Consider the following 14,067-nt stretch of genomic DNA (forward strand, 5'->3'; position numbering starts at 1 on the left):
GCGCCTCGAAGCGGTCGTTGCGTCGAGCCGCGCCAGCATTGCACGGCCCCGCATGTGCCGCCCGAGGGCTTTCAGTCGCGAGACCAGTCTTCCAGAGCTTCCACGACCTCGGTTCCGATTCCGCGCGCCTTGGCCGACCGCAACGGACACGGGCGTTTCAGACGTGCCGCCATATCGCCCACATGAAAGCCGTCGGGACGGCTCAGGTCCTGCAACTCGGCCCAGGTCACCGGCACCGCGACCGCGGCGCCGGCGCGCGCGCGGAGGGAATAAGGAGCGATGGCGGTGGCGCCGCGCTCGTTGCGCAACCAGTCGATGAACACGCGCCCCTTGCGTTTGGTCTTGGACATGGTGGCGGTGTATCGCTTCGGGTGGCGCTCCGCGAGGACTGTGGCAAAGGTCTTGGCGAAGGTTTTCACCGTCTCCCACTCGGCAATGCGGCGCAGCGGCACGATCACGTGCACCCCCTTGCCGCCCGTGACCATGGGCGCGCTGTCCAGCCCGCAGGCGCTCAGGCCCTCGCGAACCTCTTCCGCCGCCGCCTTCACCTTGGCGAAGCCGAGACCCTCGTCGGGATCGAGATCGAACACCATCCGGTCGGGCCGTTCGATCCGGTCGCGGCGCGCGCCCCAGATGTGGAATTCCAGCGTGCCCATCTGCGCCGCGCCAACGAGGCCTTCGGGGCCGTCGACATACATGTAATCGGCTGTATCGCCGTCCTTTTCCTCGATGGGAATGGATTTGACGCCCTCGGGAAAGCCCTTGCCCGCGTGTTTCTGGAAGAAGCAATCGCCCGCGATCCCGTCGGGGCAGCGCAACAGCGCCAGGGGGCGGTCGGCCACATCATCGAGCATCCGCTCGGCGACCTGAGCGTAATGTTCCGCAACCTCGCCCTTGGTCAGCCCCGCATCGGGATAGACCCTGCGCGAGGTGCTGGAAATGCGGACGCCGGCGATGGTTTTCTCGTCGTCGCCGCTGTCGTTCTTCGCTTCGGCTCTGGCACTCACGTCCCGGGCCTCCTTGTCTTCGCGCAGGCCCTTGTAGACGCCGTGGCGTATCCGGCCTTCGCTGGTGAACTCGGCATAGTCCGCTTCGATCACCAGCCTTGGCGTGACCCAGCGGGCGCCCATTGCCTCGTCGGGCAGCTTTTCGTCAAACGGGGGTGTCTTGCGGGCAAGAGGCTTCAAGGCGGCCATCAGTTCCGCCATGTCGTCGCCGTCGAACCCCGTGCCGACGCGGCCCCGGTATATCAGCGTGCCATTTTCGTAACTCCCCAGGATCAGCGAGGAAAACGGCCTGCCCTTCTTGTCCGAGGGCGACCATCCGGCGACCACGAATTCGGCCCGGCGGATGCACTTGGCCTTGATCCAGCTTTTGCTGCGGCCGGCGCGATAGAGGGCGTCGATGCGCTTGGAGATGAGGCCCTCGCCCCCGGCCTCGCAGATTGCGGCAAGGGCAGCCGCACCATCGCCCTCGATCACCGGGCTGAGGCGGAGCGGCCCGCGGGGCGGCTGCCCGTCCATGAGCCCTTCCAGCGCCTCGCGCCGTTCCGAGAGCGGCTTGCCGGTCAGATCCTCGCCATCGAGGACAAGGATGTCGAAGAGGTAGCAGGTGAGCGGGTCGCCGGCCTTCAGTGCTTTCTGGAGCGTCGAGAAGTCCCCTCCCCCGGCCCCGGCGATCACTTCCCCGTCGATCAGGGCCGAGCCACACGCCAACGCCGCCGCCGGTTCACAGAGCGCCCCGAACCGGTCCGACCAGTCCTTGCCGTTGCGCGAGTAGAGCCGCACCCCGCCCTTGCCCACGGCGATCACGCAGCGATAGCCATCGAACTTGGCCTCGTGCTGCCAGCCCTCGCCGTCGGGCGGGGCGTCGCGCAGGGTGGCAAGCTGGACTTTGCGGAAGCGGGGCAGCGGCTTGGTGTGTTTCGCGAGGGTGGCGGCGTGTTTGCCCCCGGCAATGGCGCGCATCGCCCGACCCGTGGTGACCGAGGTGCGGTGCTTGTTGGTCAGCGCATCGGCGGTGCGCCCGGCAAAATCGTCGCGTTCCTTGATCAGCAGCCAGTTCTCGCGTTTCTCGCCCTTTTTTCCGCGCATCCGCACCAGCGCCCAGCCGCCTTTCATCCGCGCGCCATGAAGCCTGAAATGCAGCTTGCCTTCCTTCAAACCCTCCTCGGGATCGTGCAGGGGTTCCCACCAGCCGTTGTCCCACAGCATGACGGTGCCGCCGCCGTATTCGTCCTTCGGGATGGTGCCCTCGAAACCGCCATAGGACACCGGGTGATCCTCGGTGCGCACCGCGAGGCGCTTTTGCGACGGCTCGGTCGAGGGGCCCTTGGTGACGGCCCAGGACAGCAGCACACCGCCCAGTTCCAGGCGAAAGTCGTAGTGTAGGCGGCTCGCGTCGTGTTTCTGGACAACGAAGGACAGGCGCTCGCCGCCGGCCTCGACAAGCTCGGCGCGGGGCTCCGGCGTGACGTCGAAATCCCGCTTCTCGCGATATGCGTCCAGGGATCTCACGAGGCCTTCTTGCGGCGGGTGGACTTGCCGCCCTTGCTCTGCTTCAGGCTTTTCTTCAGCGCATCCATCAGATCGACCACGTTCTCCGCCTCGGCGTCGCCGCCGTCATCCGCGGCCTTGGCGCGGGGAGTCTTCTTCGATTTCATCTTGGCCGAGATCAGGTCCTTGAGAGCCGCCGCGTAGTGATCCTCGAAGGCCGAAGCGTCGAAAGGCGCGGTCTTCTTGTCGATCAGCTGCGTGGCGACCTCCAGCAGTTCCTCGTCCGAGGCGTCGTCCTCGATCCCTGAGAACAAAGGATCGGCGTCGCGAATATCATCCTCGTAGTGCAGCGTCTCCATCAGCAGTCCGTCGCCGCAGGGGCGAATGGCGCATAGGTATTCCTTGCCGCGCATGGTCAGCTGACCGAGACCCGCCTTCTTCGTTTGCCGCAGGGCATCGCGAACCACGCGATAGGCATCTTCCGCAAGCTCGTCGGAGGGCACGACGTAATAGGGCCGGTCGAACCAGATGGGCGCGATTTCCGAGGTCTCGACGAACTGGACGAGTTCCAGCGTCTTTTTCGTCTCCAGCTTGATCGCGTCGATCTCGTCCTTGTCGAGCAGGATATAGTCCCCGTCCTCGGTCTCGTAGCCCTTCATGATGTCATCGTTCTCGACGGGGCCGACCCCCTGAACCGCCTTCTGGTAGCGGACGGGCTTGCCCGAGGGCTTGTGGATCTGGCGGAACGACACGCGCGAAGAGGAATCGCGGGCGGAATGGATTTCCACCGGAATGGACACCAGCGACAGGCGAAGCTGTCCTATCCAGAGAGCGCGTGATGCCATGATCCTTGCCTTTCCTGCCGCGCGGGGTGCAACGTCGGGGAGTCAACGTCCGAACCGGCGCAGGAGTTCAACGCGGGCCTTTCCGGGGCGCGGCGCGGTCAGCGGCCGCGGAAACATTCGGTGGGATTGCGGGTTTGGGTTTGATAGGAAGAAAGTCGTGCGGCAGGCCCACCTTGCCGCCACGCGCAACGAAGCGACGGATAGGCCCGGGGAGTTTCTGATCATGGACGGGATCTACTGCGGACAACCGCCGCCGCCCGCGGAGCTTTGGACAAGCTGGAACCTCGATCCGGCGGTTCTCGCGGCGCTTTTGGGGCTGACGGCGCTGCTGCGGCGCGAGCCTGCCGGGCTGGCGGCTGTCGCGGTGATGTTCGTCGCGTTCGTTTCGCCCTTGTGTGCGCTTTCCTCTGCCCTGTTTTCGGCACGGGTGCTGCATCACGTTCTTCTGGTGGCGGTGGCGGCGCCGCTTCTGGCGGTGGTCTGGCGCGGGCGCGGTAGGCCCGGCCCGGCCCTGCCCTTTTCGGTTTCGACGGCGGTGCTGTGGATATGGCACGTCCCGGCAAGCTATGACTTGGCGTTGTCCAACGTGGCGGTCTACTGGCTGATGCAACTGACGTTGCTTGGCAGCGCCGTCTGGTTCTGGCGGGGCATCTTCGCCATCGAGGATGCACCCATCGACCGGCTGGTCTTCGTGGTGGCTGGGTTTGCGCAGATGGGCATGCTTGGCGCGATCCTGACATTCGCCCCCGCGCCGCTATACGCGGCGCATGCCGTGGCACCGTTTCTCTGGGGCCTCACGCCGCTTCAGGACCAGCAGCTGGGCGGGCTGATCATGTGGGTGCCGACCGGTGTTCCCTACGCGGCGGCCGCCATCGTCGTGGCCCGGCGCTCCTGGTCACACCTGTCCTCGGGTCCGGCATGACAATCGACTGGATCCTCTCGACCGTGCCGCTGCTCAAGCTGCTGCATGTCGCCGGGCTGACGCTGTGGTGCGGCGGACTGCTGGTTCTGCCCCTCATGCTGGCCCGCCATGACCCTGCCGTCGTCGCCGACGATTATCGCATCATCCGGCACGCCACCCATATGACCTACACAATGATCGTCACCCCCGCCGCCGTGCTGACCGTCATCGCGGGAACCTGGCTGATCTTCCTGCGCGAGGTTTTCGTGCCGTGGCTTTATGCCAAGCTCGCTTTCGTTGCGCTCCTTGTCGCCGTCCACGCCTGGATCGGCCACGTTCTGGTGAAGGTCGCCGAGAAGCCGGGCCGACATCGGCCGCCGCACCCCCTGCTGCCCGTCGCGGCCGCACTGGTGCCCTGCCTGTTCATACTCACCCTTGTGCTGGCGAAACCGACGCTGGACTGGATCAGCTTTCCCGAATGGATGACCGAACCCCGTGGCGGTCAGTTGCCCTTGGACGTCCCCAGCCGGTAATCGAAGACGAGCTTGCCCCCATGCCATCCCGTGAAGCCCACCACGCAGACGCAAAGAGCCGACATCAGGATGCCGTAGGGCAGCACCGCCTCCTGATATCCGTAGAGCCGCTGACCCCAGTTGGCCCCCAGAAGGGCCAGCAATGTGACAGCGATGATGAAATGCGTCCAGGCCGGGGCCCGCGCGCGGATACCCGGCACGAACAGCAATTCGGCCGTGCCGGAAAGTCCCGCGAACATCCCGAACAGGAAGCCGGTGCCCGCGGCCCACAAGGCCGCGCGTGCCCAGAACGCGTCGCCCGTCCACCAAAACAGCGCATCTGCCCCCAGGGTGCAGAAGGTCAGAGCGACTGGGAACGCCACGCTCATCGCATGGATCGGATGGCCCAGGATCGCGATCTGCGATTCCGTTTCGCCAAAGCCGGGACGTTCGCTGACCGGATCGATCAGTTCCTCGTCTTCCTCGTTCACCATCGGTTCCATCGCCATGCAGCCCCACTGTGCCGGATTGCCTTGGGGACCACAACGCTTGTGACGCTTGCAGGTTGCGAAGGGGCGCTATCCGTCGTCGATCCGGCCGGACCGGCCGCGCGCGAGATCGCGACCCTGTGGTGGGTGCTGCTGGCGGGGGCGACGCTGATCTTCGCCTTGGTAATGGTGCTGACGGCCCTGCCCTTTCTCCGCCGTGATGGACCGGGCAGCGAAAGGCACGGCATTCGCACCTGGGTGATCGGCCTTGGCCTGGCCTTTCCGATGGCCGTGCTTGCCGCGCTGCTGGCCTACGGCCTGGTGATCGGTGAACGCTTGCTGCCACGCGCCGGCGACGAGGTCGTCGAGGTCGCCGCGACCGGCAGCCGCGACGGCTGGTTGTTCACCTATCCCGACGCAGCCGACCGGACGACCAGCGCGGTACTGCACATTCCCGCCGGGCGGCCGGTCGATGTGGTGATCACGACCGGAGACGTGATCCACGCGTTCTGGGTACCCCGACTTGCCGGCAAGCTCGATGCGATCCCCGGCCATGTGAACATCCTGCGGATCGAGGCCGACGCGCCGGGCACCTACCGGGGACTCAGCGCAGAGTTCAGCGGCGCCGGCTACGGCGACCTGACCTTCACCGTCACCGCGCATGACGCGGCCGGCTGGACGGCCTTCCTTGCAGGTGAACCCGAATGAACGCACTCCGACGCCATCGCGCCCTCTCTCGCATCTGGGCGTCCGAGCCGGGCTTCCGCGGCTGGTTCTCGACCGTGAACCATACCGACCTGGGGCGGATGTTCCTTGTCACCGCCTTCTTCTTCTTCGTCGTCAGCGGGCTTCTGGCGATGCTGATCCGCGCCCAGCTTGCCACGCCGCATTCGGCCTTCGCGGGGCCCGAGATCTACAACCAGATCTTCACCATGCACGGGACCATCATGATGTTCCTCTTCGCCATCCCCACCTTCGAGGGGCTGGCGGTCTATCTGCTGCCCAAGATGCTGGGCACCCGCGACCTGGCCTTCCCGCGGCTTACGGCCTATGGCTACTGGTGTTACGCCTTCGGCGGAACGATGCTTCTGGTGTCGATGCTGCTGGGAATCGCCCCCGATAGCGGCTGGTTCATGTACCCGCCGCTCAGCGGCGCGATCCATTCGCCGGGAATCAACACCGATTTCTGGCTGATCGGCATCACCTTCGTCGAGATTTCGGCCATCGCGGCGGCGGTCGAGATCACCGTCTCGATCCTGAAATTCCGTGCGCCGGGCATGTCTCTGGACAGGATGCCGATCTTCGCCTGGTATGCGCTTGTTACCGCGCTGATGATCCTGACGGGGTTTCCGCCGCTGATCCTCGGCTCCGTGCTGCTGGAAGTCGAGCGCGCCTTCGGCCTGCCGTTCTTCCAGGCCGAGCTGGGGGGCGACAGCCTGCTCTGGCAGCACCTGTTCTGGCTGTTCGGCCACCCCGAGGTCTACATCATCTTCCTGCCTGCCGCGGGCGTGATCTCGACCGTGCTGCCGGTGATGTGCCGCACCGCCCTGCTGGGCTACGGCTGGATCGTCGCGGCGGCGGTGGCGCTGGCCTTCCTGTCCTTCGGCTTGTGGGTCCACCACATGTTCACCACCGGCATCCCGCACATGGGACTGGCCTTCTTCTCGGCCGCCTCGACGCTGGTGGCGGTGCCAACGTCGGTGCAGATCTTCGCGTGGATCGGCACGATGTGGCGGGGCCGGCCCGAACTGCACATGCCGATGCTGCACATCATCGGCTTCTTCGTGACCTTCGTGATCGGCGGGCTGACCGGCGTGATGGTCGCCATGGTGCCCTTCGACTGGCAGGTGCATGACACCGCCTTCGTCACCGCGCATCTGCACTATGTCCTGTTCGGCGGCTTCGTCTTTCCGGTGCTGGCCGGGATCTACTACTGGCTGCCGCATGTCACCGGGCGAAAGCGGTTCTTCCGGTTGGGGGAATTCGCCTTCGTACTGGTTTTCACCGGATTCCACGTGACCTTCCTGGCCATGCACTGGGTCGGCCTCCTGGGCCAGCGCCGACGCATCCCGACCTATGCGCCCGAGGATGGCTGGACCGCGATCAACCTGGTGTCCTCCGTCGGCAGTTTCGTGCTGGCGATCGGTCTGGCGATGGTCCTCTTGGATATCATCCTCAATTCCGTCACGGCCGTGCGGGGCCGGCGCGATCCCTGGAAGGCGGGCACGCTGGAATGGGCAATGATGGTGCCGCCTCCGCCCTACAACTTCGCCAGCCTTCCGCAGGTCACCGACCGCGAGCCGCTGGCCCGGGACCCGGACCTCGCTCTGCGGCTGGCCCGCGGCGAAGGCTACCTGGACAGCCCCCGGCAGGGCTGCCGCGAGACGCTGACCGTCGACGTCGCCTCCGGCCGACCGGATTTCCACGTGACCTACCCGTCGAACACCCGACTGCCGATCGTGATGTCGGCGGTCACGGGCCTGTTCTTTCTGTCGCTCCTGCTCAAGCTCTACTGGCTGACCCCCCTGGCCCTCGCCGGCGTGGCAGCGCTGGCCTGTCGCTGGGTCTGGGCGCTGGGCCGTCGCGACGATCTGCCCGCGCAGGACGTCGGCCACGGGCTGGAATTGCCCCCCGCCGCCGCGACCGACCGCGGGCCGGGCTGGTGGGGGTCGGTGTTCCTGCTGACGGCGAACGCCACCTTCTTCGGGTCGCTCCTGTTCGGGTTCGCCTTTCTCTGGACCGTCGCCCCGGGCTGGCCGCCGCCTGCGTGGTTTACCCCCTCGGGCCTGGAGGTAGGCATCGGCCTGGCGGGCGCGGCCACCGGACCCTTGGCCATGCGGGTGGCGATCCGGGCGGTGCGCCGCGACGCCAACGTGCTGGCCGCGCTTGGCCTGTCCTTCGCCGCCGCCTGCGCCATCGGGATCGCCTGCGCGGCGATGATGCTGCGCGCGCCGGACCCGGACGGGCACGCCTATGGCGCGACGCTGACGGTGCTGGGCGCCTACGGTCTGGTCCACGCGGTACTGGCCGCGCTGATGATTGCCGTCCTGACCGCCAAGGTCCGGGGCGGGCTGACCTCGGCCCGGCGCCGGGCGGATTTTCCGGTGGCTGGCCTTTGGATCGACTACTTGGCCGCTACCGCAACACTGATCCTTTTGGCCGCGCACCTGCCAGGGTTTCTGCCATGACGGATGTGCTGCGTATTCTGGTGTCGCCCCTGCTGTGGCTGGCCGCGTTCAGCGCGGTCTACGGACTGCACGGATCGATCTGCGGCCACGGCCTGACGGGGACGGTGTCCGGCGTGGCGCTGCCCGGTCTGCTGCTGGGCGCAGGCTATGCCCTGGCGATCCTGGCGCAACTGGCGCTTCTGGCGGCGCACTACTTCTGGCCGCACCCGTCATCCGACCTGGTCCGCTTCGTCAGCCGCGCCGGGGGGTGGGTGGGTCTGGTCGTCACGATCTGGACGCTTCTGCCGGTTGTGTCCATCACGACATGCAGTTGAGGTGCAGCTTTGAGTTTGTCGGTTCCCGTCACACCCTCACGAAGCGCGCCATAGTCGGGTGGCGCCGGGAGGACCTGGTCGCCATCTTCTCGACCGGACGCAACGCCCATGCGGCAGTCAACTGCGAGATGCAGTTGGTCATCCGGAATTCCACCCAGTTCATGAGCGCAGAGGACCTCGCCGCCATGTCGGCCTTCCTCTTGGGGCTGAACGGCGGCGGCGCGGCGCCGGAACGCTCCGGCGACAGGACCGGGACCGAGGCCCTGATCGCCTCGGCCGACCCGGACGTGCCCCTGGGGCACGGCTCTACATCGACAACTGCAACGCCTGCCATTTCGCCGACGGGCACGGCGCCGACGAGGTCTTTCCCGAACTCGATGGCAATACGCTGGTCACGGCGGAAAGCTCGACGGGGCTGATCTCGACGATCCTGAACGGGTCGGAACTACCCTCGACACCCAAGCGTCCCTACACGCTGCGGATACCCGGATTTGCAGACAGGTTAACGATCGCACGCTTGAGCTTGCCGTTATCGTCACCTGACGCTTGCGCGGCGCCATTTGCCGGGTCATCGGTCACGGCAAATCCTCCGCGATTGGGCGCCGCCCATACTTGCCCTGCTCCTCTTCCAGAATGCGCCGAACCTCTGCGAGCAATGCCGCAGCCTTGCCGTCGGGTGCGCCATGCTCGGCGCTCTCTGCCGCCAGGTCGGTCAAGACCGAGTTCAGGAAGTTCATTCTTTCGCTCCAGGAATATCCCTCTTCGGCGAGAACCTCTTACAACTCTTGCGGGGAAATCCAATCTCCATTCCGCGTTCGCAATTGACGGCTGTTTTCCTGCGTCATAACCCGGATCCTCCTGCAGGGGAAACCGCCTGTGATCGCGGCAGTTCCCAACAGCGCGCGCCCTGCCTCGATGCGGCGTCTGTCCGCTGAATCCATCCAGTCTCCGGCAAGGGCGAGGCCGCGATCGGGGCCAATATGGATACTGTCATTCAAGGTGAGGCCATCACCGGGTTTCGTCTGCAACATTTGTTGGGCGCGACTCTTTGTGAGCAAAGAAACGCTCCCCCACAGCGAGCACCCCTCGAAACATTATCCGCGCGCATCTGTTAGTCGAATTCATCACCAGTGTGCTCGAAAGAGGTTCAAATGAACTCCGAAACCAACCTCACGGATCGAAAGCACGGCGACATTTCCATGCCCAGCGAGCGCTCTGACGCAGCCGGAGCGGCACGCCTGCGCGATGGGATTTACCGTGGCGCAGAGGGCGACAAGGTTGCATTCCAAGGCCCCGTCGCTGCGCCGCTGGGCACGGACGACGAAGCGGCGGGAACTCCGCCGAGCGCGGCACAGGTGTCAACGGCAATGCAACGAGAGGCGAACCGATACGCGAGCGCCGACCGTAAGCCGGGCTCAGAGGACATCCAGGGCGACGGATCCCGGCAACCCGCCCGGTGGGTCGTCGCGGGCTTCTGGCACTGGCGGCCGTGGCAATCGCTTTCATCGTTGCGTGATTGGAACGCGGCGGATCGGCCTGTGTTGAATCAAGAGACTTGGTCATCGTGCGACTGACTGTCCGGCTTTCACATCCGGCGCGGTGGACAATTTTGGCCCACGGAACACCGGGAGGACTGCATGACCGAAAACACGGAGAATGATCGGCGGAAACCCCTGGTTTTGATCACCGGGGCAGCCGGAAATCTCGGTGGCGCCCTGACGCGGCGGCTGGCTGATGACTACCGGGTGGTCGGCCTCGACCTGCAGGAAGCTGAGGACATCTTCGCTTTCGATATCACCGATGCGGCGTCGGTCGGCAGCGCAATGGAACAGGTGCGATCACAGCATGGCGATCACATAGCCGCCGTCATCCACCTTGCCGCCTACTTCGACTTCTCGGGCGAGGAAAGCCTGCTCTACGAGAAGGTCAACGAGGAGGGCACCCGCAACCTGCTGCGCGGGCTGCGGCAATTCCGCGTCGACCGTTTCATCTATTCCGGCACCATGCTGGTGCACCGCCCCTCGGCCCCCGGGATCCCGGTCACCGAAGACACTCCGGTGGAGCCGGGCTGGGCCTATCCCGCCTCGAAGGCGCGCACCGAGGAGGTGATCCGGGCCGAACATGGCGGCATCCCCTATGCCCTGCTGCATCTTGCCGGCCTTTATGACGAACGAACAGCCGTGCCCACGCTGGCCGAGCAGATCCGCCGCATCTACGAACGCGACCCGAAATCGCACGCCTATTCCGGCGACCTGTCCACTGGCCAATCCTTCCTGCACAAGGACGACATGCTCGAGGCCTTCGCCCGCACGGTCGACCGCCGGGACAATCTGTCCGAGGACGTGACGATCCTGATCGGCGAGCGCGAGGCCATGGGCTATGATGCGCTGCAACGGCGCATCGCGCAGCTGATCCACGGCACCGAAGACTGGCAGACGCTCTCGGTCCCCAAGCCGATCGCCGCCGCCGGGGCCTGGGCGCAGGTTAAGGCCGAGCCGGTCGTGCCGGATGATTTCGACCATGGCGAGGAGCCTTTCATAAAGCCGTTTATGGTCAGAATGGCGGATGACCATTACGAGCTCGACATCTCCCGCGCCGAAGAATTGCTGGGGTGGACGCCGAAGCATTCGATCCGCGAGGAATTGCCGGCGATGATCGCCAGGCTGAAGAACGACCCGGAGGGCTGGTATGAGGCCAATGGTCTAACTAAGCCGCACTGGCTTCAGGCCGCGAAGGATCGTAACGACCCCGAAGCATTGCGCAGACGTCACGAAGACCAGTTCCGCACCACTCATGCCCGAAACGTCTGGGCGCAGTTCCTCAACATCGGGCTGGGGGCCTGGATGATCACCGCTCCGGTGATCCTGGGCTACACCGACCTGACCGGCTTACTGGTCAGCGACATTGCTGCGGGGGTCCTGGTGGTGATCGGAAGTTTCCTGGCGCTCTCCTGGCGCGCCGCACTGGTCCGCTGGGGGGGCGCCGCGGTCGCCGCCTGGATCATGACCGCGCCGCTGGTATTCTGGACCGAAAGTGCCGCGGCCTACCTCAACGGCACGCTGGCGGGGGCGGCGATCTTCGGCCTCGCGGTCTGCACCCGCCCCGCGCCGGGGATCGGCACCATGTCGGCCACAACCGGGCCGACGATCCCGCCCGGCTGGGATTACTCTCCGTCCGACTGGACCCAGCGGATGCCGGTGATCGGGCTGGCCTTCATCGGGCTCTTTGTGTCGCGCTACCTCGCCGCCTACCAGATGGGCCACGTGGACGGGGTATGGGAGCCGTTTTTCCCAGGCGCGCCCGACAATCCGCAGAACGGCACCGAAGAAATAATCACCTCGGACATCTCCGAGGCCTGGCCGGTGCCGGACGCGGGCCTTGGCGCGCTGACCTACCTGCTGGAAATTCTCATCGGCTTCATCGGCTCGGCCCGCCGCTGGCGCACGATGCCCTGGCTGGTGCTCATCTTCGGCATCATGATCGTTCCCCTGGGCGTGATCTCCATCACCTTCATCATCATCCAGCCGATCTTGCTAGGCACGTGGTGCACGCTCTGCCTGATCACCGCCGCCGCCATGCTGGTCCAGATCCCCTATGCGGTGGACGAGCTGATCGCGACCTGCCAGTTCCTGCGCCGCCGTCACCGGGCGGGCGCACCGATCCTGCGGGTCTTCCTGACCGGCGACACCGATGACGGGCCGGACGACCGCCGCGACGAAAGCTTCGAGCGGCCCGCCGGCGCCGTGGCGCGCGAGATGCTGGGCGGCGGCGTGAGCGTGACCTGGGGCCTGGTAGCCAGCGTGGCGATCGGCACCTGGCTGATGTTCACCCGGCTGACCTTGGGCACCGAAGGCACCTTGGCCAACACCGACCACCTGATCGGCGCGCTGGCAGTCACCATCGGGGTCAGCGCCATGGCCGAGAGCATTCGCGCCGCGCGGTTCCTCAACGTCTGCCTCGGCGCGGCGCTGGTCATCTGCGCGCTGGTGATGGAGGCGACCTGGGTCCAGAGCGGCGCTGACATCGCCGCCGGGCTGGCATTGATGGCCGTCAGCCTGGCGCGCGGACCAGTCCGCCACAGCTACGGCGGCTGGTCGCGCGTGGTGGTATGAGCAGGGTTCGCAAGCCTCCCGCTCGCAGCCGGTGCGGCGCTCTTCCCGGGGCCAACGGTGGTCGTCTGGCTCTCGGGCACGCGAATGTCCCGGCTGATCGATGACGTGCGGGCGCCGGGTGGCATCACTTCGCTCGCCGGGACCGCGGCTGCACTGTCTGCCTCGGTGGCACCGTCCTGTCGGTCACACTCGGATGACGGAGAAACCGGCATGCACCACCCCGCGACCCATGCACTGAGCGATGTTCTCGACGAACTCGAGCGCTCCGTTTCGGGTGAGGAGATTTCGGTCGAGGATGTGGTCGATACGCTTGGTCACTCTTCCTTCGCCGCGCTGATGCTGGCCTTCTCGCTGGTTTCCACCTCGCCGGCCAGCGCCATCCCCGGGATCACCGCCGTGGTGGCGGCGCTGGTCTTCATCCTCGTGGCGCAGATGATGGTGGGGCGAAAGAGCGTCTGGCTTCCGGGTTTCGTCACCCGTCGGAGGTTGTCGACCGGTAAGCTCTGCAAGGGCATCCGCTGGCTGCGGCGGCCCGTCCGCCTTGTCGAGCGCTTCCTGAAACCGCGACTGACCTGGCTGTTTCACCGTCCTTGGACGTGGCTGCCACTGACCCTCGTGATGGCGCTCGCGTTGTTCATGCCGTTCATGGAGATCGTGCCAACGTCCGTCTCCATAGCTTCGGCCGTGATCGCACTCTTCGCCGCCAGCCTGTTGACCCGCGACGGCGTGCTGGCGCTTGTTTCGCTCGGCCTGCTGTCGATATTGCCTGTAGCGATCTATTATTGGGTCTGACACCAGAGCGGGCAATTCGGCTATTGCCACCATGAGGGCGGTCCGGATTTCTGAGGGTTTCTTGACGAATGTGAAACGACCGTCTTTGCAGCCATGTGCACCTCAGGTGCTACGACAGCCTATAAACTCGCCATCATGGATGCGGGACGCGAATGGTCTGACCTGAGTCTACGAGAAGAACAGCCCCAACGGCTACCGCTCGGTACAGCATGTCTCCCCAATCCATCACTGGATCGACCTGTCGGAAACGGAGACCGGGTTCAGTCTGCAAATCGCCGCGGATTACATCCTCATCGCCCCGCATCCCGGCAAGCACGATGCGGATCTTCTCCTCCGCCGAGTAAAGCTTGCGGGTCTTACGCTTGATACCCCTGACAAGCTTGTCAGCAGCATCCTTGGATGTTCCGGATCTCTTGTTCA

General features: G+C 65.6%; 13 protein-coding genes and 1 pseudogene. 9 read left to right on the forward strand and 5 right to left on the reverse strand.

Annotated features, from left to right (window positions below):
• Window positions 1-71 precede the first annotated feature (71 nt).
• A complete protein-coding gene (ligD, locus tag C2I35_RS04765; protein WP_103761817.1) occupies window positions 72-2,516 on the reverse strand; it encodes a DNA ligase D in 2,445 nt (814 codons plus the stop codon).
• The gene (ku, locus tag C2I35_RS04770; RefSeq protein ID WP_103761818.1) at window positions 2,513-3,340 is read right to left on the reverse strand and encodes a non-homologous end joining protein Ku; all 828 of its coding nucleotides are present in this window, start codon (window positions 3,338-3,340) and stop codon (window positions 2,513-2,515) included. The genes ligD and ku overlap by 4 nt, the downstream gene beginning before the upstream one ends.
• 157 nt (window positions 3,341-3,497) lie before the next feature.
• On the opposite strand from ku, the gene C2I35_RS04775 reads away from it, so the two are divergent.
• Window positions 3,498-4,262, forward strand: coding sequence for a cytochrome c oxidase assembly protein (locus C2I35_RS04775; RefSeq protein ID WP_245890391.1), 765 nt, complete (start codon window positions 3,498-3,500; stop codon window positions 4,260-4,262).
• A complete protein-coding gene (locus tag C2I35_RS04780; RefSeq protein ID WP_103761819.1) occupies window positions 4,259-4,774 on the forward strand; it encodes a CopD family protein in 516 nt (171 codons plus the stop codon). Before C2I35_RS04775 ends, C2I35_RS04780 begins: the two co-directional genes overlap by 4 nt.
• Here the strand turns inward: C2I35_RS04780 and C2I35_RS04785 are convergent.
• A complete protein-coding gene (locus tag C2I35_RS04785) occupies window positions 4,744-5,262 on the reverse strand; it encodes a DUF2231 domain-containing protein (RefSeq protein ID WP_245890392.1) in 519 nt (172 codons plus the stop codon). The two genes, C2I35_RS04780 and C2I35_RS04785, sit on opposite strands and share 31 nt — an antisense overlap.
• A 24-nt stretch (window positions 5,263-5,286) precedes the next feature.
• Here C2I35_RS04785 and C2I35_RS04790 point away from each other — a divergent pair, with 24 nt between their 5' ends.
• The 4 genes and pseudogenes from C2I35_RS04790 to C2I35_RS04805 all read left to right on the forward strand — a co-directional run.
• Entirely contained in the window at window positions 5,287-5,949 is a 663-nt protein-coding gene (locus C2I35_RS04790) for a cytochrome c oxidase subunit II (protein WP_245890393.1), read from the forward strand.
• The gene (gene ctaD, locus C2I35_RS04795; RefSeq protein WP_103761821.1) at window positions 5,946-8,429 is read left to right on the forward strand and encodes a cytochrome c oxidase subunit I; all 2,484 of its coding nucleotides are present in this window, start codon (window positions 5,946-5,948) and stop codon (window positions 8,427-8,429) included. Before C2I35_RS04790 ends, ctaD begins: the two co-directional genes overlap by 4 nt.
• A complete protein-coding gene (locus C2I35_RS04800) occupies window positions 8,426-8,743 on the forward strand; it encodes a hypothetical protein (protein ID WP_103761822.1) in 318 nt (105 codons plus the stop codon). Before ctaD ends, C2I35_RS04800 begins: the two co-directional genes overlap by 4 nt.
• A 58-nt stretch (window positions 8,744-8,801) precedes the next feature.
• A pseudogene (locus C2I35_RS04805) lies at window positions 8,802-9,134 on the forward strand (c-type cytochrome); the annotation flags it as partial.
• A 184-nt stretch (window positions 9,135-9,318) separates the two neighbouring features.
• Here the strand turns inward: C2I35_RS04805 and C2I35_RS22085 are convergent.
• Window positions 9,319-9,480: a hypothetical protein gene (locus C2I35_RS22085; RefSeq protein WP_170067118.1), complete on the reverse strand. Its 162-nt coding sequence runs from the start codon at window positions 9,478-9,480 to the stop codon at window positions 9,319-9,321.
• Between the two features lie 414 nt (window positions 9,481-9,894).
• Between C2I35_RS22085 and C2I35_RS04815 the strand changes: the two genes are divergently transcribed.
• The 3 genes from C2I35_RS04815 (at window position 9,895) to C2I35_RS04825 (ending at window position 13,647) form a co-directional block, all read left to right on the forward strand.
• Complete coding sequence (locus tag C2I35_RS04815) at window positions 9,895-10,317, forward strand: hypothetical protein (protein ID WP_103761825.1); 423 nt, start codon at window positions 9,895-9,897, stop codon at window positions 10,315-10,317.
• 63 nt (window positions 10,318-10,380) lie between these two features.
• A complete protein-coding gene (locus tag C2I35_RS04820) occupies window positions 10,381-12,855 on the forward strand; it encodes a vitamin K epoxide reductase family protein (RefSeq protein ID WP_103761826.1) in 2,475 nt (824 codons plus the stop codon).
• An 84-nt stretch (window positions 12,856-12,939) separates the two neighbouring features.
• Window positions 12,940-13,647 carry an exopolysaccharide biosynthesis protein gene (locus C2I35_RS04825; RefSeq protein ID WP_245890394.1) on the forward strand — a complete coding sequence of 236 codons (708 nt, stop codon included), beginning with the start codon at window positions 12,940-12,942 and terminating at the stop codon, window positions 13,645-13,647.
• Between the two features lie 133 nt (window positions 13,648-13,780).
• Here C2I35_RS04825 and C2I35_RS22295 read toward each other — a convergent pair.
• The coding region (locus C2I35_RS22295) for a hypothetical protein (protein ID WP_211286109.1) at window positions 13,781-14,067 on the reverse strand (287 nt) is incomplete at its 5' end.

Origin of the sequence: Roseovarius confluentis, assembly GCF_002917925.1 — a bacterium.
In the GTDB taxonomy this organism is placed as follows: Bacteria; Pseudomonadota; Alphaproteobacteria; order Rhodobacterales; family Rhodobacteraceae; genus Roseovarius; species Roseovarius confluentis.